This window comes from Ktedonobacter racemifer DSM 44963 (assembly GCF_000178855.1).
GTDB classification, from domain to species: Bacteria; Chloroflexota; Ktedonobacteria; order Ktedonobacterales; family Ktedonobacteraceae; genus Ktedonobacter; species Ktedonobacter racemifer.
In genome coordinates, this window is the sequence record NZ_ADVG01000002.1 from 2,164,863 (window position 1) to 2,184,477 (window position 19,615).

Annotated in this window: 17 protein-coding genes and 1 tRNA gene; 8 read left to right on the forward strand and 10 right to left on the reverse strand. The window is 53.1% G+C overall.

Translation table 11 applies throughout. From position 1 onward, the window contains the following. Positions 1 to 138: 138 nt before the first annotated feature. The 3 genes from KRAC_RS25625 to KRAC_RS25635 form a co-directional block, all read right to left on the reverse strand. Positions 139 to 543 carry a hypothetical protein gene (locus KRAC_RS25625; RefSeq protein WP_040444153.1) on the reverse strand — a complete coding sequence of 135 codons (405 nt, stop codon included), beginning with the start codon at positions 541 to 543 and terminating at the stop codon, positions 139 to 141. A gap of 195 nt (positions 544 to 738) precedes the next feature. Next, positions 739 to 1,206 carry a hypothetical protein gene (locus KRAC_RS25630; RefSeq protein ID WP_244422244.1) on the reverse strand — a complete coding sequence of 156 codons (468 nt, stop codon included), beginning with the start codon at positions 1,204 to 1,206 and terminating at the stop codon, positions 739 to 741. Between the two features lie 51 nt (positions 1,207 to 1,257). Then, positions 1,258 to 1,764 carry an IS1/IS1595 family N-terminal zinc-binding domain-containing protein gene (locus tag KRAC_RS25635; RefSeq protein WP_007912194.1) on the reverse strand — a complete coding sequence of 169 codons (507 nt, stop codon included), beginning with the start codon at positions 1,762 to 1,764 and terminating at the stop codon, positions 1,258 to 1,260. 124 nt (positions 1,765 to 1,888) lie between these two features. Between KRAC_RS25635 and KRAC_RS25640 the strand changes: the two genes are divergently transcribed. Beyond that, positions 1,889 to 3,214: an integrase core domain-containing protein gene (locus KRAC_RS25640; RefSeq protein WP_007912196.1), complete on the forward strand. Its 1,326-nt coding sequence runs from the start codon at positions 1,889 to 1,891 to the stop codon at positions 3,212 to 3,214. 354 nt (positions 3,215 to 3,568) lie between these two features. On the opposite strand, the gene KRAC_RS71645 is transcribed toward KRAC_RS25640, so the two are convergent. Continuing rightward, complete coding sequence (locus tag KRAC_RS71645) at positions 3,569 to 3,817, reverse strand: hypothetical protein (RefSeq protein ID WP_157507054.1); 249 nt, start codon at positions 3,815 to 3,817, stop codon at positions 3,569 to 3,571. Between the two features lie 249 nt (positions 3,818 to 4,066). On the opposite strand from KRAC_RS71645, the gene KRAC_RS25645 reads away from it, so the two are divergent. Genes KRAC_RS25645 through KRAC_RS25650 form a run of 3 tightly spaced genes read left to right on the forward strand, consistent with a single transcriptional unit; the run spans position 4,067 to position 6,160 of the window. Further along, positions 4,067 to 4,744 (forward strand): hypothetical protein, encoded by a 678-nt coding sequence (locus KRAC_RS25645; protein WP_211221318.1) that lies wholly within the window; start codon positions 4,067 to 4,069, stop codon positions 4,742 to 4,744. A 43-nt stretch (positions 4,745 to 4,787) separates the two neighbouring features. After that, complete coding sequence (locus tag KRAC_RS79695) at positions 4,788 to 4,994, forward strand: helix-turn-helix domain-containing protein (RefSeq protein WP_007912200.1); 207 nt, start codon at positions 4,788 to 4,790, stop codon at positions 4,992 to 4,994. A gap of 11 nt (positions 4,995 to 5,005) precedes the next feature. Next, the gene (locus KRAC_RS25650) at positions 5,006 to 6,160 is read left to right on the forward strand and encodes a tyrosine-type recombinase/integrase (protein WP_007912204.1); all 1,155 of its coding nucleotides are present in this window, start codon (positions 5,006 to 5,008) and stop codon (positions 6,158 to 6,160) included. A 125-nt stretch (positions 6,161 to 6,285) separates the two neighbouring features. Here KRAC_RS25650 and KRAC_RS78430 read toward each other — a convergent pair whose 3' ends face one another. The 6 genes from KRAC_RS78430 to KRAC_RS25675 form a co-directional block, all read right to left on the reverse strand. Then, positions 6,286 to 6,414, reverse strand: a complete 129-nt coding sequence (locus KRAC_RS78430; RefSeq protein ID WP_007912206.1) for a hypothetical protein — start codon at positions 6,412 to 6,414, stop codon at positions 6,286 to 6,288. Between the two features lie 13 nt (positions 6,415 to 6,427). After that, positions 6,428 to 6,826, reverse strand: a complete 399-nt coding sequence (locus tag KRAC_RS25655) for a type II toxin-antitoxin system death-on-curing family toxin (protein ID WP_007912208.1) — start codon at positions 6,824 to 6,826, stop codon at positions 6,428 to 6,430. A 108-nt stretch (positions 6,827 to 6,934) separates the two neighbouring features. Continuing rightward, positions 6,935 to 7,474: a hypothetical protein gene (locus KRAC_RS25660; RefSeq protein WP_007912212.1), complete on the reverse strand. Its 540-nt coding sequence runs from the start codon at positions 7,472 to 7,474 to the stop codon at positions 6,935 to 6,937. Between the two features lie 283 nt (positions 7,475 to 7,757). After that, a tRNA-Pro gene (locus KRAC_RS25665) sits at positions 7,758 to 7,831 on the reverse strand. Positions 7,832 to 8,053: 222 nt separating this feature from the next. Continuing rightward, on the reverse strand, positions 8,054 to 9,178 hold the full coding sequence (locus KRAC_RS25670) for an ABC transporter permease (RefSeq protein WP_007912214.1): 1,125 nt from the start codon (positions 9,176 to 9,178) through the stop codon (positions 8,054 to 8,056). Positions 9,179 to 9,202: 24 nt separating this feature from the next. Beyond that, on the reverse strand, positions 9,203 to 10,081 hold the full coding sequence (locus tag KRAC_RS25675) for an ABC transporter ATP-binding protein (protein ID WP_007912220.1): 879 nt from the start codon (positions 10,079 to 10,081) through the stop codon (positions 9,203 to 9,205). A gap of 287 nt (positions 10,082 to 10,368) precedes the next feature. On the opposite strand from KRAC_RS25675, the gene KRAC_RS25680 reads away from it, so the two are divergent. The 4 genes from KRAC_RS25680 (at position 10,369) to KRAC_RS25695 (ending at position 19,424) form a co-directional block, all read left to right on the forward strand. Then, positions 10,369 to 11,406 (forward strand): ATP-binding cassette domain-containing protein, encoded by a 1,038-nt coding sequence (locus tag KRAC_RS25680; protein ID WP_007912221.1) that lies wholly within the window; start codon positions 10,369 to 10,371, stop codon positions 11,404 to 11,406. A 435-nt stretch (positions 11,407 to 11,841) separates the two neighbouring features. Continuing rightward, positions 11,842 to 12,888: a phenylalanine--tRNA ligase subunit alpha gene (pheS, locus tag KRAC_RS25685; RefSeq protein ID WP_007912227.1), complete on the forward strand. Its 1,047-nt coding sequence runs from the start codon at positions 11,842 to 11,844 to the stop codon at positions 12,886 to 12,888. Positions 12,889 to 13,035: 147 nt separating this feature from the next. Beyond that, positions 13,036 to 15,576, forward strand: coding sequence for a phenylalanine--tRNA ligase subunit beta (gene pheT, locus KRAC_RS62485; protein ID WP_007912229.1), 2,541 nt, complete (start codon positions 13,036 to 13,038; stop codon positions 15,574 to 15,576). A gap of 362 nt (positions 15,577 to 15,938) precedes the next feature. Then, complete coding sequence (locus KRAC_RS25695) at positions 15,939 to 19,424, forward strand: BACON domain-containing protein (protein ID WP_007912231.1); 3,486 nt, start codon at positions 15,939 to 15,941, stop codon at positions 19,422 to 19,424. Positions 19,425 to 19,615: the final 191 nt, after the last annotated feature.

A 19,615-nucleotide genomic window follows, 5' to 3' on the forward strand; every position in this document is an offset into this window, starting at 1 on the left:
CTGGTGCGATCCTATTGGCTTACTAGGCGGAAGGACGTTTTATTTTTGTCCATTCGTGACGAGTCGAATTTAGAAGAGTCTAACTTCTAAGATGTCAAAATGGATGTCAGGTATTAGTTTCATGTATCAGATTGTTTGTCATAATATTGTTAATTTACATTCTTTTCTAAAGTCACTAAGTGCCGTAAACTTGATAGAAGAAAGCATATTCTCTAGATTCGTTATGTTAGTAACAAAAATTTGAATTGTTCTTGGTATGAGTTGATCGGCTAATAAGCTTGCTTCTTCGATATCAATCCTGCTATTGCGTTTGTTTTTTAGAGAATCCTTTACAAGCCTTATACAGTATTGGTACATTAAAGGGCTTCTTTCTGCAATTACTGAAAGGCAGTTGGTCTTAAAAGAAACTTCTTCCAATTCTTTAGCGTTCTGAAAAACCTCGATTTCTGTTAAAGGTTTTAGCACGTATAAATCAGAAGTAGTTACCAAAAGTAAGGTAAAGTAAGATATATCAGCTTCTTCCCTTCGTTCTAGGTTTGGCATTATAGACGTTTCTTGTAGGACTAAATTAGGTAAGCCATAAAGCAGCTGATTAATCCCTCGTGTAATAGAGTTAGGATCAAAAGTTTTACTATGTAGTTCAATTCCTCTTGTGCATAAAGGCATAAGATGGTCCCAACTAGGTTGGTCTAATGAATATTTTTGTTTATCTTTGATTTTAAAAATAGGGTAGTGACTCTATTTAGGAGTGGTGTAGAGAGAAGTAGTCAAGAACGCGATCCAGGACCAGGGATGGTCGGTGAGTCCCAAGGCCATGGCAGGAGTGCGTGGCTGATAGCGTCGCGACTGCGCAGGCATTGGGAGACGTAATACGCGATGAGGGCGTATCCAATTGTGTTCAAAAAGCTGCAGGTGGACCAGGGCATCCCAGGTAGCGTCCCGTTTGGCAAAGGCATGGGTCTTGCGGGTGAGGGCATTGAGCCGATCGCGGAGCATGCCGTTGACCCGCTCAATATGGACGGTTCCGGGTTGGGTGATCACCTCGCCCAAGGCGGCACGGATCTCAACGGAGAGCAGTTTCCCATGCTCATCACGATGCTTGATGGTCTGCGTCAAACGCACGTATGGGGGCATCACCAGTGGGGGGACGTCCGCGCTGCCCGGCGCGCAGCGGCTGGCGATAGGCTCGTTTGAGAATCGCGGCATAGCCCCGCCAGCCATCGCTGCACCAGTTCAACGGATGGCCCTGCGTGCGTGCTACGGTGAGGGTGACCGCTCGCTCGACGAGATCGTCGCCGATGCGTCCTGTGGCACAGGCGGCGATGAAGCGGCTGGGGCGATCTTGGACGAGGCATCCCCAGCGTTCACCGGCATCAGCTTCGTCGGGGGCTCCGTTTTTTTGCGCACGAAAGACCAAAACTCGTCGATTTCGACCGTTGAGAGGTGCAGATCCTGTGTGAAGATATTCGTCAAGGCCTCCGCATGCTCGCATGCTCGCCGCAGCCATTGGCCAATCGTCTCGTACTTGTGGCCTGTAATCTCTTCCGCCGCCCGCAGACTTCCTCGGCGCATCACGACCAGGAGCGCTTGAGCCACCTCGGCTACTGGCGTATGCAGACCATACATCGGTGTGCCTTCCGTTTCGCCAAAGAAGCGGCCGCATCCACGACACTGATAGCGCTGTCGTCCTTTGCTACTGCCATTGCGAATGACGTGTGGCTGCGCACACGCAGGATTGGGGCATGCTGTATAGCTTTCCGTCATCGTCTCCCGAGCGAGGTCGCGACTTCGTGTCCATCTCAGCCAGGAGGGGAAACCAAGGCGTGGAGCATGGAGTAGAATCCAGGAGAAGACGGTTTCGACACGCCTTTGGTGGAGGAATGGAAGTATGGAAGAAGAATGGATGCGCGATCGCGCTCTCTTGCGAGACCTCCTGACCCGCTATCCTCTCTGGACGCAGCAGCAATACGCCCAGGTGGTGGGTCGTTCAATCAGTTGGGTGAAGAAATGGCGCAAACGCTTGCGAGAGGCCGAGGCGCATGATGTGCAGGTGCTCATATCTCGCTCACGCGCTCATTCTGCCCCCTACCCCTCATGGGACCCACGCGTGGAGGAGCGCATCGTCGAGATGCGCCTCTCACCCCCGGAGAACCTCAAGCGGGTTCCGGGACCTCGCGCCCCGCTGTACTACTTAGCGCGTGATGCCGAGCTGCAAGCCTTGCAGGTGCCCTTGCCGCGCTCGACTCGCACAGTGTGGAAGATGTTGCACAAACACGGCTGTATTCTGGAGCGCCCCAAGCCCAAGAAGCAGCCTCTGAAGCCAAGGGAGCCTCTCGAAGAGATCCAGATGGATTTTAAGGATGTGAGTACTGTTCCAAGCAGTGAAAGCCAGGAAGGCAAGCGGCAACATATCGTGGAGGTCTGTCACTTTCTGGATGTGGGGACCTCAGTCCTTCTGGGTGCTCACGCACGGGAAGATTTCCATGCGCAAACGGCTATGCAGGCAGTGATCGGTTTCTTGCGAGCATATGGCCGACCGCCGATGATGACCTTTGACCGCGATCCCAGGTGGGTCGGAAGCAGCAGTGGACGCGATTTTCCTTCGGCCCTCCGCCGCTTGTTGCTCTGTTTGGGGATCCACCCCAACGTCTGTCCACCTCATCGCCCAGACAAAAATGCCTTTGTTGAAAGGTATCATCGGACGTATGCTCAGGAATGCCTCCAGATCCAGTGTCCAGGCACCCTGCAAGAGGTTCGAGAGGTCACCGAGACCTTCATGCAGCATTACAATTGGGAACGCCCCCACCAGGGGCGCGCTTGTCGCAACGTTCCTCCACGGGTCGCCTTCCCAACCCTACCGCCATTGCCCCCACTTCCGCAAATGGTGGACCCCGATGCTTGGCTGCGAACCCTTGAGGGGCAAATCTTTGTGCGAAAGGTCGGAGCAGATGGCTGTGTGAACGTGAATCTGGTCCCCTACTATGTGGGTCAACAGGTCGCGGGCCAGTACGTGGCCTTACAGGTCGTGGCAAGTGAACGGACCTTTGCCGTCTGGCATGGAAGCACGCTGCTCAAAATGGTGCCCATCAAGCACCTGCAAGGGCAACCGATGCCGCTGGAGGACTATTTCGCCCTGATGGTGCAGGAAGCGTTGGCCGAGGAGCGTCGTCTCTCAGCCAGCCAACGGCATCTCCAGCAACTGGCTCTCTGGTGAAGCCGAGCTTGGCCGACGAACACCATGGAGACGTTTCCGATCTGTTCAGCTCTGCGGCTGTACGGTTGGGGCTGTGTGTCCAGCAGCATCTCTTTCGCACCACTTCCATCTACTTCCACTCCCTTTCCGCCCACTTCCACTCCCTCTCAACCTCGACCATCCCCTCCTTTTTCCGCTTTTCATGAGCAGGGGCGTCTCATTTTCGCATCTGTTGCTCCTCTTCTCTGAGCGGCTTCGATGAGACTACGTGGTTGGGGAGACGATGACGGAAAGCTATACACATGCTGGCAGAGATGGGGTTGCTGTCATGGTCAGTCCTCCTGACCTCTATTTTACCACTTCTCTCAAGAGTCACTACCTGTATTTGCATTCGACAAGGAAATTCGAACGACCCATTTTTTGTGCCCTTGAAGAGCTGAAATCTTGGTGTGCAAATACATCAACTGAGAACTCAGTATCTATATTATGATCGTTAGGTCTTATATAAGAGTATGCTCCTGCCGTATATAAATCGTTATGCTCTAATACTTCTGATACAAGCTGCTCTAATGGTAAACTGCTTTTTAAAATGTTATCTTTCCAACTTATTTGTTTGTCATCCATCGCGTCTTCCATTCTTAGAAATTAGCCTAACTTTCGATCACTTTAATTTCTTCTTCTAGGGAACATGGAACGAGTAAACGGTTTTTAGAGCAGATTCATGCGCTTCTCGCAATTGCAATTTTGTAGTATCTAATTATTTTGTTTCTTTGGCCTCGCTTGTGTAGGCTGAGGTATTTTTATGGCTTGCGAACCGAGGCGGAGATGCTCAAGCGGGACTATGGGTACTCTGATGAGGAGGTGGCCCAGGCCATGCAAGAGGATGAGGAGCTGCGCTTTCAGCGCTACGGCTGGATCGAGAAGATACGCAACGTGAAAGCGATTGGGTATGTGACCAAGTACCTCATGAAAGCGCTCTCGGTGGGTGAGCAGGGGACCAAGGAAGTCAAGCGTGAGCGTGAGGTGCTGGTGCGCGGTGAGGATGGCATGGCACATCTTGAAAAGGAGGCCGTGACTGAGCGCGTGGCGAGTAAGGCGCACCGTATTTGTTACTCACGTCAATTTTTCCCTGAGTCGGTGGCAGACATGCGTAAGCGTCTGTTTGCAGGGGTAGAGCATGAGGTACAGGGGGAAGATGACGCACCTGTGATCGCTTCTGAGGAGCAAACGCAAGAGGAGGGGTCCGGCTGGGCCTTGATTGAGCGTGAGTTAGAGGAGGTGATCGATATGGAAGAGTACAAGCGGCGTCGATATGCAGAGGTCGCCCAGCAACTAGACGAAGTGAGCCAGGAGGACGAGGAAGCCTACCAGGAACACAAGCGAGAGATAGCGGCGCAGATTGCAAGGGAGGCGCGTCTAGCCGTGCGTGGGGTCTATCGAGAACTAGAAAGGAAGGTGTTACAAGAGGCAATAGCAGAAGGTCGTCCGTTCTGTCGCCGGGTATTGAGCGTGTGGGACTACCACCGTAAAATGCTGCGCCTGGCTGGTTAGCATATCGTTTTGGTGGATAGCTGTTCTGAAAGGGAGGTGGCTTATGGCAGGACATAAAAAAGTTTCGACTGTACAACCTGTGCTTTTAAGTGTCGCTGATGTTGCTATTCAGCTAGGAGTATGTAGGCAGACAGTGTACACCCTCATTTACAAGCATGGTTTGCCTTCAATGCTGGTTGGGAGAATGAGGAAAGTCCATCCAGATTCGTTAAATGGTTGGTTAAAAGAGCGTGAGAGGCTGTTAGCATAAGGAGGTGGCCTATGGCAAACGATAAGCGGCGTGGTCATAATGAAGGATCAGTGTACTATGTAGAGAGCCGTGAGCGCTGGGTGGCTGAGGTGACTATAGCGACTGGCAAGCGTAAGAAGTTCTACTTTAAGACTAAGCAAGAGGCTATCAAGAAGAAAAATGAGGCTCTAAGAGAGCTAGAAATGGGGATCTTGGCGACGGGAACAAGAAGAAGGCTAGGTGAGTACCTTGAGGACTGGTTAGAGAATGTCCACAAAGGCAGGCTTCGCGTTGGGACCTATGTTAACTATAAGAAGTTGATTAAGTATGTGATTGCTGACCTGGGCGATATATGGCTACAAAAGCTCACACCTCAACACGTCCAAACCTTCTACTCCAAGAAACTCAACGAAGGACTTTCCTCAAAGCTCATAAATAACATACACGGAGTCTTGCATGTGGCTTTGGAGAACGCAGTACGCTGGGGCTTAGCTCCAAAAAATGTCTGCGATCTTGTAACACCTCCCCGCATAGTAAGCCGTGAAGTCGTGCCGCTCTCGGTGGAGCAGGCACGCTGGTTTGTGGATCGTGTGAAGAAGCATCGTTTAGAGGTGCTGCTGGTAACGGCAGTTGTAACGGGTATGCGTCGTGGTGAATTGCTAGCTCTACGCTGGCCTGACATTGATTTTGAGCGTAGTCGTCTACTAGTGCTTCATTCGGTTGACTTCATCGCTGGTCACGGGTATGTTGAAGGTCAACCCAAAACCGTCGCCGGTCGCCGGGTGATAAGTCTTCCATCCTTTCTGGTCGATATGTTGAAACAGCATCGCACTCTACAACAGGATGCGCGTAAATCTGCCAAGGATTGGCAGGATCGTGATCTGGTCTTCCCAAATCTGAAAGGCGGCTACCTGCACCCTGCGCACATGGGGGAAAAGTTCAGGAAAATATTAGCTGAGGCTGGGCTACCTCCCATTCATTTTCACGATTTGCGGCATAGTGCGGCGTCCATTTTGCTGTGTATGGGTGTGAATATCAAGGTCATACAGGAGCTGTTAGGGCATAGCGACATCTCTATCACGTTAAGAACGTACTCTCACTTGCTTCCATCGATGCAGCAAGAAGTTATCGAGACCTGGAATGAGGTGTTCAGGGAGGATGACCAAGAGGACGAGAAGCCCGGATAAATTTCGTTTTCCTCTTACCTGCTTTGTTACAAGCAAAAATTTTTCTTTCCACACGCGAAACAACCATTTTCGGCTACCGGATGTCGAAAATGGTTGTTCTGTGTATAGAGCAGGCTGCTAAAGCGTTAGCGGTCTTTGAGGTACTCAAGTTCTTTAGCAAACTGTTTCATGGAAATCTCAATGGCTTTTTGGACTGGCATTGCAGGTTTCGGTTTCCTGCTGTTCTTTTTGCTTTTTACGTCCTTCTCCTTCATAACACCCACCTCCTTAGTCATAATGTGGTTGAATATGTGCCCTCAACCATTGTAAAAAACGCTCTCTATCCTTACTTACGACAAGCCATTCAATTTCCTTTGCGTAGATCAACTCCTCTTCTTCATTAGCATAGACGATTTTTAGGTTGTTCACAAGGAGAAAAGTTGACCCGGCTATAAGCGCTGTGCGTTTGTTGCCATCAACAAATGGGTGATTGAGTACGATCCGCTCTATCAGTATGGCAGCTTGCGTTACAATATCCACGCCTTCATAGTAAGCAACTTGTTGAGGTGCGTTTATCGCACTTTCAAGTAAATTGATATCTCGAATGAGAGCATTGTATCCTAAAAGCCTGTTTATCTCAAGAAGCAAGTCGCGTTCTAAGTAGTATATTTCTCTCTCTTCTGCCATGTACCATCCCTCCCTAGATGATGAACGAAAGGACTATAACCATCAATATAAGATGTGGGATCAAGTAACTTAAGGATGATGAGAGCATTTCCTAATACCCAAAAACTGTTATTCCTCCTGATCATCGATACCCTGGCCGATGACGACAAAATGTGGCAGATTCACTCCAACTTGAAAGAAACGCCAATATTCCTCATCAAAAGAGTCATCGGGAAACACAGTGAGGAGGTGCTGAGAACTCAATTCAATGGTCAAACCTCCGAGATCATCAGCTTGAATAGCCTGGACGAAGAGAGGAGTTTGCTCGCATTGCCGAAAGAAGCTGACGAGTTGCTCATCAAGGCGAGTCCCCCTGTTGTTTTTCGGCCATGAATATCCTTCCCCTTCATAATTCCTTGTTTCTTCGTTTACCTCTTTCGGCTCCCAGCCGAGATCTCCCGAAGCAGCGAGTATACGTTGTGCTTTGGTGAGACGCCAGGCACATTGCACATGCAGTGCATAGGTTCCGACTTGATGCGATTTTCCATGATGATCGGTTCTCACCTGGCGTGGGCCGAACTGAAAGGTGAGAAGATTGGCCACCCGTCCAGATCCCCAAAAGGATTGACCAATCAAGCATTGCAGTGTTTCCTCAATTTGTTTTTTCATGGCCTCTGCTGTCCTCATATCTGACATATTTCATAGAGAATGAACGCCTGAATTGGCAGAGCAGGATAAGCTGACCCTAAATGTGCTTTAGCTCATGCCTGGAAAGGTTTCTGGGTTAGGAAATGCCCTCATGCTGAGAAAAAGAACGATAAATCTGGCTACCTCGTGTTTTGCTCTCAGTTTTGCTCTCAATTAGAGCCTGCCGTAACTAGAGCTTTTTGGAGGTTAGCATAACAAAAGAAGAGAAGCCAACTTGTAAGCTGGCTTCTCTTCTTTACCTTAGTCGGGGTGAGAGGATTTGAACCTCCGACCACTTCAACCCCATTGAAGTGCGCTACCGGGCTGCGCTACACCCCGTTTTCTTGGAACGCCATAATTATAGCAGAAGGATTTGTAGTTCGTCAACCCCTTTTGGCGATTTTTTCCTGGTAGCGTCAAAGTTGATTCCTGGATGGTCTTTTCGCGCCTGCAGCGCTCAAAAGGGGTAATGTATCCGATGACAGGCTGCCGGCGTTGCCGACAGCCTGTCATCGGATACATTACCTGAGGCGGGTTTGTAGGTCCTCTAGAATCTCTTGCTTAGATTAAGGCGACAACGCTGGCCTGCCTGCGGAGGAGCCAGGCTGCGAGGACGAAGAGGGCGGCAATACTCCCCAGGAGAATGCCGGCATCCAGGAGGATGGAGGCGTTCCAGCCTTGATTGTTCAGGGCTTTAAAGATGCCGTCGCTCAGGTAATATGTGGGGACAAATTTCATGACCTGGGTTGCGGGCGTATTCTGTAACAGGCTGCCCATAATCCCTCCCGCGAAGAAGCCGGGAACAAAAAAGAACATTGAGCCGACGCCGTTAAAGACACCCACGGCATTATTTGTCTGGAAGATGCAGCCCGCGAGGAGCCCGACAGAGAGCGCCAGGCATGAACCCAGGAGAATAAAGACCAGCAGGAGGGGAACGTTGCCAGTCAGCGTTTGCAGCGTCAAGGCAACGACAATGGAGAGCAGGAGCTGGTACCCCAGGCCCACCAGGAGCTTCGCCATAATGACATCCGTAAAGGTGGCTGGAGAGACCATGAGCATACGCAGCGTCTTCTTCTCCTTTTCTTCCACCAGCAGGGAAGAGACAACAGAGATGCCTGTGATAAACGACATGAGCAGGCCAAGCGCGCCAAACATGGATTGTAATATATCCTCCACGGCGATCTCTGATTTAGGTGGGTTGATCATGGCCATTTTCAGATCGAGTGGATGGGGGTCTTTAAGTGTAGTCGCATAGGCGGTAATGATGCTGGCGAGCGCGCCTCGCTCCTGGCTTCCCGCTCCCTGGTCGTTGTTCATATAGAGCGTCACTTCCGGCTTCTGGCCTTGCACAATCTGCTGCTCAAAGTTGTCAGGAATGATGAGGCCGGCGGCATACGGTGAGTCTTTGTGGCTTCCATCTGGACCAAAGGCCGCTGTCACCTCCTGCGAGGAGTTGACATGCGTGACTTTGGCTTTATTGAAGTAGCTGCTGACGGCTCGCTCCACCTGCGAGTTGCCGGGGTTATAGACCAGGATCTCTGTATTATGCTGGCCAAATACCACTAAAAACAGGGCGTAGAGCAACGCGATAAAGAACGGCGTGAGCAGGGTAAAAAGCGTCGTTTTATTAAGGATAATATCAAGCGCATCCTTTCGCGCGATGGCCAGCGTCGAACGTAGCTTCATATATATCACCGCTTTTCTTGAGTCTTAGGCTGGGCGTACGCCAGCGATCTGGATAAAAACGTCTTCCAGCGAGGCTTCATTGGAGTGGATGGCCCGCACGAGTCCCTCGCGCATCCACGCCTCCAGCTGCGCCTGATCGGTTGAGTTATTAAGAGAGAGTTCCTGCTCTTGAAGCGATTGTTCATCCTGGCCTGTTTGAGACAGGGTGACCGTTAGCGTGGGTTCACCGTGCGCCAGTTTCAGGTTACGAGGTGTATCATTGGCCACGATATGCCCGTTATTGATAAAAGCCACGCGGTGACAGAGCTGGTCGGCCTCCTCCATCAGGTGCGTCGTCATGAGGATCGTCATCCCCTCCTGGCAGAGATCGCGTACCGCCTGGCGTACCTCGCGCGCCGTGATAGGGTCCAGTCCACGGCTTGGTTCGTCCAGAAAGAGGACGCGTGGACGATGCAGCAAGGCCCGCGCGATCATCACCCGCTGCTTCATACCATTAGAGAAGGTACGTACGGGGTCTTTGGCCCGGTCGCGTAGCCTGACCAGGTCCAGGACCTCATTGACACGCGTTTTGGGCAAGTCGTACAGCCAGCAGGAGACCTCTAAATTCAGGCGTGCCGAAAGGCGTTCGTAGAGATTCTGCTCCTCAAAGACGACACCTATAACCTGCTTCAATTCGCGACGCTGGTGAACAACATCATAACCCGCCACGCGCGCCGAGCCACCGCTCGGCTCAATCTGCCCCGTTAGCATCCGTATCGTCGTGGTTTTACCCGCGCCATTAGGACCTAGCAGACCAAAGATCTCACCCCGGCGCGCACTTAAACTCACTCCATCCACCACCTGCTTCTTGCCAAAGGTACGGCTCAGCTCACGCGCCTCTATCATGATATCTCTTGTATCCATAATCTTCTATCTCTCACTCTTCAAAGCTTGCATGTTCTCGTGTTCGCCTCGCGAACTTGATCTGTCAAAACTGTAACATGCCAAAAATGCTCGCGCTATAAATTCTGGTCCAGTGGAGTATATTTGCTGCTAACAGGAGCAATTCTGCCTCTGAATGAGCGACAAAAACGCTGAGTGGAGCAGAGAAACGGTTGGGTGGAACAAACGGCTGTGCTACAATAGCAGCGGCGATATTCCGCTCCAACCGTTAAAGACCTCATAACAAGCACCTGGCGAGGGAAGAGACGATGCTCATACGTGTACACCGTCTACACAAGATGTTAGATAACCATCATGCGCTCGATATCGAAGATCTTCAAATTGAAGGGGGAGATATCTATGCTGTTGCGGGTCCCGTTGGCAGTGGGAAAACGCTGCTCTTACGCACACTGGCTGGCGTGCTTCCCCCCAGCGGTGGCCGCGTGGAACTGGAGGGAGTAGATATCTACCGCAACGCACAGGTACGCCTACGGATCGCCGCCCTCTTCGAGGAGGATCTGCTCTATGAGCGTCTCTCGGTCTACGATAATTTGAACCTGTACCGCAACCTGCACCATCTCCCCAAAGAGAGTACTGAGCACGTATTAACTCAGGTTGAACTGAGCGACCAGGCGCGCAAAAGCGTCGCCAAGCTCACGCCCTCAGCCCGGCGTCGCGTGGCTTTCGCGCGTTTGCTAATGGGAAATCCGGGCTTTCTGCTCCTCGACCATCCGACGCTGCGTACCGACCTGGAGGCTCAAAATCTTTTCGCGCGCCTGCTGAAGCAGAAAGCCCAGGAAGGTGCGGCTGTTCTGCTCACGTGCGAGGACCTCTCCTGGGCAGGCAAGTTCTGCACACATATTGTGGAGTTAGGAGGCGGACGCGTTATTGACTGTCGCCGCAATGAGGCACCAGCGCCCAGCGCATCCTCAGAGGTTGCCGAGGAAGGCTCAGCTGTTCCAGAGCGTCTTGTCCCCTACAAGGTCCCGGCGCGCAAGGAGGACCGTGTTATCCTCTTTGATCCCGGTGAGATTCTCTACGCCACCAGCCGTGATAGCAAGATTTATCTGCGCACGACTAGCGAGGAGGCCACCACCAATTTGACGCTGCAAGAGCTGGAGCAACGCCTCCTGGGGCGTGGCTTCTTCAAGGCTCATCGCGCCTACCTTGTCAACCTGCAACATATCAAGGCAGTCATCCAATTTACGCGCAACAGCTATACCCTCCTATTGAATGACGCACAAGAGACGATGATTCCTCTTAGTAAACAGAGTGAGAAGGAGTTGCAGGCACTGCTGGGCTATTAGGTTATTAGGCTATGCAAAAGTCTAGACTTTCCAGCCTAAATCTGATACACTATTACATGAGTTGAAAAGTGTAAAAAAGGCGATGATGGGGAGAGTACGTGTAGCGAGTATGCACAGGGAGAAGGGGTCACCGACTGGAAGCCCTTTCGCAGAAGACCTACACCGAAGTTCACCCCAGAGCTGGCTGTTGAAACCCTGCCTTCATAATCCGGCAGGTGTAAGTAGATAGCCCCGGAGGTCCCCGTTACAGGACAAACCGAGTGGATTTATGGTGGCGCACAGTTATCTTCCAGGTGCTGTGCCTGGCGATCATAATTCAAAACGGGTGGTACCGCGGAGCTTGCTATTCTAGCGCGAACGTGCAGAATTTTGCCGACAACTTCGTCCCTGTTGACGAATGTCGGTTTTTTGTTTTTTTGGAGGAACTTTACCACTATGATTGGACAACTTGAGGACTTACTCACACAGCTGGACCAGTTACGTGAGCAGGCCATCGCAGAACTGGCGAGCATTACCACCTCTGCCCAGCTTGATGAGTGGGATACTCGATACCTGGGTCGCAACCGCGGCGAACTTAAAAATCTCTCTGCCGTGATGCCCAAGCTCTCGAAAGAGGAGCGCCCCGTGGTTGGGCAGAAGATCAATGCCGTCAAGTCGACCCTTGAGCAGGAATTAAAGGCCAAGCGCGAAGAGCTCAAACAGCGCGAGATGCTGCAAACGCTGGAGCAGGAGCGCATCGATGTGACACTCCCCGGGCGCGCACTGCCCGCAGGGCATATGCATCCCCTCTCGCGTACCATCCAGGACGTGAGCGCTATCTTCATGAAGATGGGCTTCCAGATCGTACAGGGTCCGGAGATCGAGACCGATTATTATAATTTCCAGGCACTTAACGTCCCTGAGGATCACCCGGCCCGCGATATGCAGGATACCTTCTGGGTCTCGCCCGGCGAGATTCTGCTGCGTACCCAGACCTCGCCGATGCAGATTCGCACGATGAAGCAGCAACAGCCGCCCGTGCGTGTCCTTGTACCTGGTAAGGTCTACCGCAACGAGAATATTGATGTCTCGCATGAGGCCATGTTCCACCAGATCGAGGGTCTGCTGATCGATGAGCACTGCACCATGGCCGATCTCAAGGGTGTCCTTGAGCGCTTCGCGCATGAGATGTTCGGTCCTGAGCGGCGCCTGCGCTTCCGTGGCAGCTACTTCCCCTTCACCGAGCCCAGTGCCGAGGTCGACATTAGCTGCGCCTCCTGCAATGGCACGGGCTGTCGTGTCTGTAAATATACCGGCTGGCTGGAGATCCTTGGTTCCGGCATGGTGCATCCAAAGGTGCTGCGTGAGGTGGGCTATGATCCCGCGAAATATCGCGGCTTTGCCTTCGGCATGGGCGTGGAGCGTATCGCTATGCTCCAGTACAACGTCAATGATATTCGCCTCTTCTCCGGCAATGACCTGCGCTTCTTGCGCCAGTTCTAGCGCACTTCTTCTCCGAAAACCCTGAGCGCGCTTGCCGTGCCACCTTCAGGTGGTCTCCGAATGGGGGAAGCGCTAGCCACGCAAGTGACGTTGGGCTTCGGAATAAGATCCAGCAGCATTCGAAACCAGACAAGGAGTTCCATCTACATGCGAGTACCTTTAAGTTGGCTCAAGGACTACGTTGACATCACCATGTCTCCCGAGGAACTGGCACATACACTGACTATGGCCGGACTCGAGGTCGAGACGATTGATTATATTGGCAAGGAGTGGGGCGATAAAATCATTACCGCCCAGATTATCCACCTGGAGAAAGTGGAGACCTCCGACCACCTGAACTATACACGCGTAAACACCGGCACGCAGGAGCTGAACGTCATCTGTGGCGCACCCAATATCAAACTGGGCGATAAAGTTCCCCTGGCGCTGGCGGGCGCACAGGTTGGCGACCTGGAAATCCGCGAGACGAAGAAAATGGGCTATGTCTCTCAGGGCATGCTCTGTTCTCCGCGCGAATTGGGAATGGGCAACGATCACAACGGCATCTATATCCTCGACGAGGACACTCCGCTGGGCCTGAAGCTCTCCGACCTGCTGGGCGAGGTCGTGCTAGAGTTCTCCATCAAGGCCCATCGCGGCGACCTCTCATCGATTATCGGTATCGCCCGCGAGGTCGCGGCCCTGACCAATCAGCCGTTGCGGATGCCTCAGCCACATTTCGCGGAGCAGGGCACACCTGCTTCGGACCTAGTACGCATTACGGTAGAAGACGAAAAGCGCTGCCCTCGCTATAGCGCGCGCATCATCAGCAATGTCAAGCTGGGTCCTTCTCCCAGCTGGATGGGACGCCGCCTGCTCGCCGCTGGCATGCGCCCGATCAGTAACGTGGTTGATATTACAAACTATGTCATGCTAGAGTTGGGGCAGCCGCTTCATGCCTTCGACTATGACCTGGTTCCAGAGCATCACATCATCGTACGCCGCGCCCAGGAAGGCGAGAAGCTTAAGACCCTCGATGACGTTGAACGCAAGCTGACATCAGAGATGCTGCTCATCACCGATCCCCAGGGTCCCACAGCCATCGCGGGCGTCATGGGTGGAGCGAAGAGTGAGGTCAATGACGCGACGCAGACGATACTGCTAGAGTCAGCTAATTTCCTGGGGTCCAGCGTGCGCCGCACCTCAACTAAACTTGGCCTGCGCACCGATGCCTCTAGCCGCTTTGAGAAGGGCATCGATCCAAGCCTGACCACTCTGGGCGCGAACCGGGCCTGCCAACTGCTCGTGGAGCTGGCGAGCGCGACCATCAATCCCGGCATCGCGGATCAGTATCCAGTCCCAGTCGAGCCGCGCACTCTGCGCTTCTCACTCGCCGATATCGAGTGGCTGACCTCGATGAAGGTCACTCATTCCGAGGTTGAGACGACCTTAAGCGCGCTGGGCTTCGGCGTGCAATTCGATGAACAGGGCGATGGCATGCGCGTGAGCGTTCCCACGCACCGCAATGATATTGAGGAGAGCGCTGACCTGGTTGAGGAGGTTATTCGCCTCATTGGCTACAACAAGATTCCCAGCACCATTCCGATTGGCCCCCTGCCCGAGCGCCTGGAGGATACCTGGTTCGCACGCGAGCAGGAGCTGCGCACGCTCCTGGTCAATGCCAATCTCAATGAGACGATCACCTATTCGCTCACCAGCCGCGCACGCATGGCCAAACTGCTCTCCAACGCCGACGAGGAGTCAGTACGCTACCTGCTCCAGGCGCCACGCGCGACGAATGGCGCAGGTGAGCAGGCGCCCGTAAAGAGCAATGGCACGCAGGCTGTGGCGACCTTCGATCCACACTCAATTCCCGCGGTCGTGTTGGCCAACTCGCTCAGCAGCGATATGGAGTGCATGCGCCTGACGCTGATGAGCAGCCTGCTGGAGACGGTTCAGGAGAATAGCAAACGTAATAAAGCAGGCCTGCGCTTCTTCGAGATCGGGCGGCGCTACCTGCCTGGTGCCTCAGCCTCGCAGCAACCAGACGAGCGCCGTGCAGTGGGTATCGCGCTCAGTGGACCCGCGGAGATTACCTGGATTCCAGAGCTGGCGCGCCCGGCAGACTTCTATGATCTCAAGGGGACCATTGAAACGCTGCTCGCGGGCTTGAAGATTGGGCGCTATCGCTTCACGCCAACGCAGCATCCCACCTTCCATCCTGGACGCTGTGCTCTACTTGAGCTGCCGCGCCAGACAGCGGACGGAAGAACAGAGGTCTTCAGCCCGGTGGGTGTCCTTGGCGAGGTTCACCCGCTGGTGCAGCAGCACTATGATCTACCACAGCGTGCCTACCTGTGCGAAATCGACCTGGAGCAACTCTACAACGCGGTTCCAGCGCGTATTACCTACGCGCCCATCTCGCGCCACCAGGAGCTGACGCGCGACCTGGCCCTCATCGTTGATGAGCAGGTACCTGCGCAACATATGCAAGACGCCATTCAGCGCCTCGGTGGTGAACTCTTGCGCGCCGTGACGCTCTTCGACCTGTACACGGGTGATCCTATCCCAGCAGGCAAGAAGAACCTCACCTATACCCTGGTCTATCAATCTCAGGAGAGAACACTCAAAGATACCGAGGCAAATGAGGCCCAGGAGCGCATCATTCGCGGTCTCCACGAGGAGTTTGGAGCAGACCTGCGCCAGTAAATCAAAATTCCGGGTTACGAGTGTGATGTGCCCTGGCTGCCTTCAGCAGCCAGGGCACATCACACTCGTAACCCGGAATAATAACACATAGAAGCAGTTTTTATTTTTACTCACATCTTTTAGTTATATATCTGTGCCCAAATGTTCCTATACGCGTTAAGTGGATGTGAAAAATCTGTACCTGGAACGTTTATTTCAGTGCAGCGTACTATAGCTTGCGTACTTTGTGCCATATTTTCAAAGCCTTTTCTTAAGGAGCGAAGCACTACTGGGGCCCAGCTCTCGCCTCACTCCTCTCTTTTTTTGCTGTTTTTGCTGTGTTGATATGTGGCAGTGGAGTATTTATAGGTAAAGAGTACATAATGAGTAAATGCAGACATTGCGGCAGGGCTTGCCCAGATCATGCCGTCTACTGTGAAGAATGCCTCTCCGCCTGGTCATCTCCAGAAGAGTCCAGCGCGCATTCGGCCTTAACCCAGGCAGAGAGCGCCTTTATAACCATGCCCGATATCACGGGAGAAATAACTCTTCCCGAGATAGATCCATTTGCTCCTGATCCAGAGTATGCGACTCACTTCAGCGCAGAGGAGACGGTTCCGCCAGTTTCTCCAGTGACCGATACCTCCAGTCATATGGTCGATAACTTAAGCGATGCCGCGCGCCAATTACAAGCTACTGAACGTAAAGAGCCACGTCTACGCCGCTCCTCGCGCCTCTCTCCGTTCAAAGAGATCTCCGTAGACGTTGAGCGCGAGAGCACGCCCCATCCAAGCGTGGGCCAGGCTGCACAAAACGAGGCAACCCAGCCTGCGGGCGTCGGGACACTCGCCAATACAGCAAGCCCGGAGAAGGCTGCCGCGCGGCGGGATATACTGGAGAACAGCCTTCCGCTGCCTGACTTCTGGCCCTGGCTGCCCGAGCATGAAAACGAGGAGAATGAGGACGATAAATGGGCGGACGCAGGGGATCCACTGCTGGCACGTCAACTTGATCCAGCGGCGGCACAGCGAATTGAGCAGGAAGATGTGCTTAGAGCCATCGCTGAGGGTCATATTCCTTCGTTTCCAATGCCGAAACTGGTCACACCGCTTCTTCAGAATAAACAGCGCTTGCGTCTCTTCTTCATTTGTGCGGCAGCTCTGATCTTGCTCTCACTCGCGTTTGATAGCCTGCTGGTCTCTTTCTCATTTCTGGGTTCTCACAATAATAACCAGGGATCTGGAGGCATTCCAACCCTGACGCTTTCGAATCCGACCGCCTCGTATGGAGAGAGTATCACGCTCTCCATACGCCACTTCCGGCCTCATGCCATGCTCTACCTGACGCATGACATTGGAGAACCCATCCGTATTAATATCGACCGCACGCTCGTCGCTGTTGGTGATGATGGCAGTGTGGATATCAAAGTCAATATTGATACAAGCTGGGAACCAGGCTTTCACCTGGTACAGGCCGAGGATATCAATACGCGTTATATTGCCAGCACGACGCTCCATGTTACCGAGGGTCCAACACGCCCCTCTCATTTCCTGCTTGATACAAAGCAGTTGGATATGGGAGGAGCCTACCAGGGAGCTAACACGCTCCAACCACTTACCCTGCATAACTCGGGGAGTGGCAATATTAGTTGGACCGTCAGTAGCGATCAATCCTGGCTCCAGGTCACGCCTACACAAGGTGCATTTAGTAGCCAGCAGACCTTGCTGGTTGGCATCCAGCGCGCCGACCTCAAACCCGGGTCCTATACTGGCACGCTGACCTTTGCCTCAAATGTGGGAGAACCCCAGACGGCCAGAGTGACTATGGAAGTGCGCGCACTTCCTCCCTATCCTGGCGCTGTCTTGCAGGTAACACCTGTGGTGCTTAACTATAGTACCGTTGATGGGAATGGTGGCTCCTCGCCCCAGGCGCTAATGATCACCAATCCTGGAACCAAACCACTCTACTGGACCATTTCAGGTAATCAGCCAGTCGACAATGGACAGAATGCTTACTTACGTGAGCTTGATCCGCATTTCAACTGGTTAAAAACACGCCAGGATACAGGTATTGTTGCACCACATGACACTAGCAATGTGCCACTAGATATTGATAGCAGCAAACTGCTTGCCGGAACCTATCTCAATACACTCTCGTTCAGCGCCAGCGATGGACATACTGCCATCAATAGTCCGCAAAGTGTGGCGGTTGCCCTGACTGTTAAGCCACAATGTACGGTGACTGCCAGCACGCCCGCAATGAGCTTTGTGACCGTCGCAGGCCTCAACCATCCAAGCGACCAGACACTGTTCTTGAAGTCTGGCACCAATTGCCCAGGCACGATTGGTTGGCACGCCAGCAGCCCGAACAATTGGATCAGCATTATGCCCAATAGTGGCACCGTCAATAATACGACAGGGGCAACCGTAGCCATCGGCGTTAATCCCCATAACTTGAATGCGGGACATTATACGGGCCTCGTCTCGGTTGTGGCGGGGAATAGTAGCCTTTCAATGTCGGTTGATCTGAGTGTACAGGCACCTCCAACACCAACAGCGCCAATATTGAGTGCCTCACCACTCAGTCTCAATTTTTCAACCACCCAGGGCAAAGGCATACCCGCGGGACAGGCTGTGACCCTGACAAATACGGGCCATAGTCCATTGAGCTGGCGCACAAATATTAATAATCTGGCCTACTCCTGGCTTGGAACCTCACCTACGGGCAGCACCATCGCGCCCGGTCAGACAGGACAGGTCATTATCAATATTGATCCCAGCAATCTCTCGCCCGGAACCTATGTGGGACAGGTGGTGATTAATGGCAGCGATAACGCCAATCATGCCGCGCCCGGTAGCCCACAAACAATCATGGTAACACTGACTGTTGCTCCACCCTGTACGCTGGCACAGCCATCTCAGAGCGCACTCGCGTTTAATGCCATCCAGGGAGGAAGTACCCCAACAGCCCAAACGATTACCCTTTCCGCCAGCGGGAATTGTAGCTGGCCCCTGACCTGGAACGCCTCCGTCAGCGGAAACGCTTCCTGGTTAGCGCTCTCTGCAAATAAAGGCACCTTCACCGCTAGTAACGCGACCGCGATGCTCAATGTATCTCCTTCTATCGCGGGACTGGATCCTGGCGTGTATAGAGCACAGGTCAATATCGATGCCACGGAGAGCACAAATACCAGTGCCCAGAGCAGCCCGCAGTCCTTTACCGTCACACTGACGGTGCAACCTCCCTGTAGCCTACAGGTGGCACCTGATAGTCTCTCCTTCACGGGCTCACAAAATCAGACCATCGCCAGTCAGAACATTAGCCTGCAAACAACTGGTACCTGTGTTCGCCCCGTCAGCTGGACGGCTAGCATTGACAGCGGGAGTAGTGGCTGGCTCTCAACAGGCGGCAATGGCAGCGATACCGGCAGTGGCAGCACCCTGGCTGTTACTACCAGCCCTGGCTCCCTACCACCGGGAACCTACAGGGGAACGATCACGCTTTCCGCCAGCGGGAGCGGCGGCTCAAACGTTGTCGGCAGCCCTGTTCAGATCCCTGTAACGCTGACAATCACGGGCTATAAGCTAAGTGGAAGCGCTGTCGCCTGCGCGGATAGTCAATGCGCGACGCCTGCCCCCCTGCCCAATGCCACGATCACCTTGTCAACGAGCAGCGGGGTCATCGCGACCACAACCGCCGATAGCTCAGGGAATTTCAGCTTTAGCAATATTCCCATCGGCAGCTATACCCTGGCGGTAAGCGGTGCCAACGCGCAAAACGTCCAGTACACCGGCAGCATGGCGGTCACTATCAATAGTGATACTTCGGGCATGACCGTCCAGGCACCACCACCAGCGACCACGCCCTAGCCCTGTCTTCCTCCTCAGCATAGGATAAGGGAGAGTGGGGGTGGACGGACAGAGTCCGTCCACCCCCACTCTCCCTTATCTACTTTTCAAACTCACAAAAGAGTATCTCAATCCTTGAGAATTCCCTGAGCTATACGTTTATTGAATAGCAACAACATTTTATAGAAACTCATCTATCTTTTTAAAACATG

Bases quoted from the DNA above. Each gene is read 5' to 3' on its own strand.
- KRAC_RS25625 (WP_040444153.1), bottom strand. From the start codon at position 543: ATGCCAAACCTAGAACGAAGGGAAGAAGCTGATATATCTTACTTTACC.
- KRAC_RS25630 (WP_244422244.1), bottom strand. From the start codon at position 1,206: ATGCCGCGATTCTCAAACGAGCCTATCGCCAGCCGCTGCGCGCCGGGC.
- KRAC_RS25635 (WP_007912194.1), bottom strand. From the start codon at position 1,764: ATGACGGAAAGCTATACAGCATGCCCCAATCCTGCGTGTGCGCAGCCA.
- KRAC_RS25640 (WP_007912196.1), top strand. From the start codon at position 1,889: ATGGAAGAAGAATGGATGCGCGATCGCGCTCTCTTGCGAGACCTCCTG.
- KRAC_RS71645 (WP_157507054.1), bottom strand. From the start codon at position 3,817: ATGGATGACAAACAAATAAGTTGGAAAGATAACATTTTAAAAAGCAGT.
- KRAC_RS25645 (WP_211221318.1), top strand. From the start codon at position 4,067: ATGCAAGAGGATGAGGAGCTGCGCTTTCAGCGCTACGGCTGGATCGAG.
- KRAC_RS79695 (WP_007912200.1), top strand. From the start codon at position 4,788: ATGGCAGGACATAAAAAAGTTTCGACTGTACAACCTGTGCTTTTAAGT.
- KRAC_RS25650 (WP_007912204.1), top strand. From the start codon at position 5,006: ATGGCAAACGATAAGCGGCGTGGTCATAATGAAGGATCAGTGTACTAT.
- KRAC_RS78430 (WP_007912206.1), bottom strand. From the start codon at position 6,414: ATGAAGGAGAAGGACGTAAAAAGCAAAAAGAACAGCAGGAAACCGAAA.
- KRAC_RS25655 (WP_007912208.1), bottom strand. From the start codon at position 6,826: ATGGCAGAAGAGAGAGAAATATACTACTTAGAACGCGACTTGCTTCTT.
- KRAC_RS25660 (WP_007912212.1), bottom strand. From the start codon at position 7,474: ATGAAAAAACAAATTGAGGAAACACTGCAATGCTTGATTGGTCAATCC.
- KRAC_RS25670 (WP_007912214.1), bottom strand. From the start codon at position 9,178: ATGAAGCTACGTTCGACGCTGGCCATCGCGCGAAAGGATGCGCTTGAT.
- KRAC_RS25675 (WP_007912220.1), bottom strand. From the start codon at position 10,081: ATGGATACAAGAGATATCATGATAGAGGCGCGTGAGCTGAGCCGTACC.
- KRAC_RS25680 (WP_007912221.1), top strand. From the start codon at position 10,369: ATGCTCATACGTGTACACCGTCTACACAAGATGTTAGATAACCATCAT.
- pheS (WP_007912227.1), top strand. From the start codon at position 11,842: ATGATTGGACAACTTGAGGACTTACTCACACAGCTGGACCAGTTACGT.
- pheT (WP_007912229.1), top strand. From the start codon at position 13,036: ATGCGAGTACCTTTAAGTTGGCTCAAGGACTACGTTGACATCACCATG.
- KRAC_RS25695 (WP_007912231.1), top strand. From the start codon at position 15,939: ATGAGTAAATGCAGACATTGCGGCAGGGCTTGCCCAGATCATGCCGTC.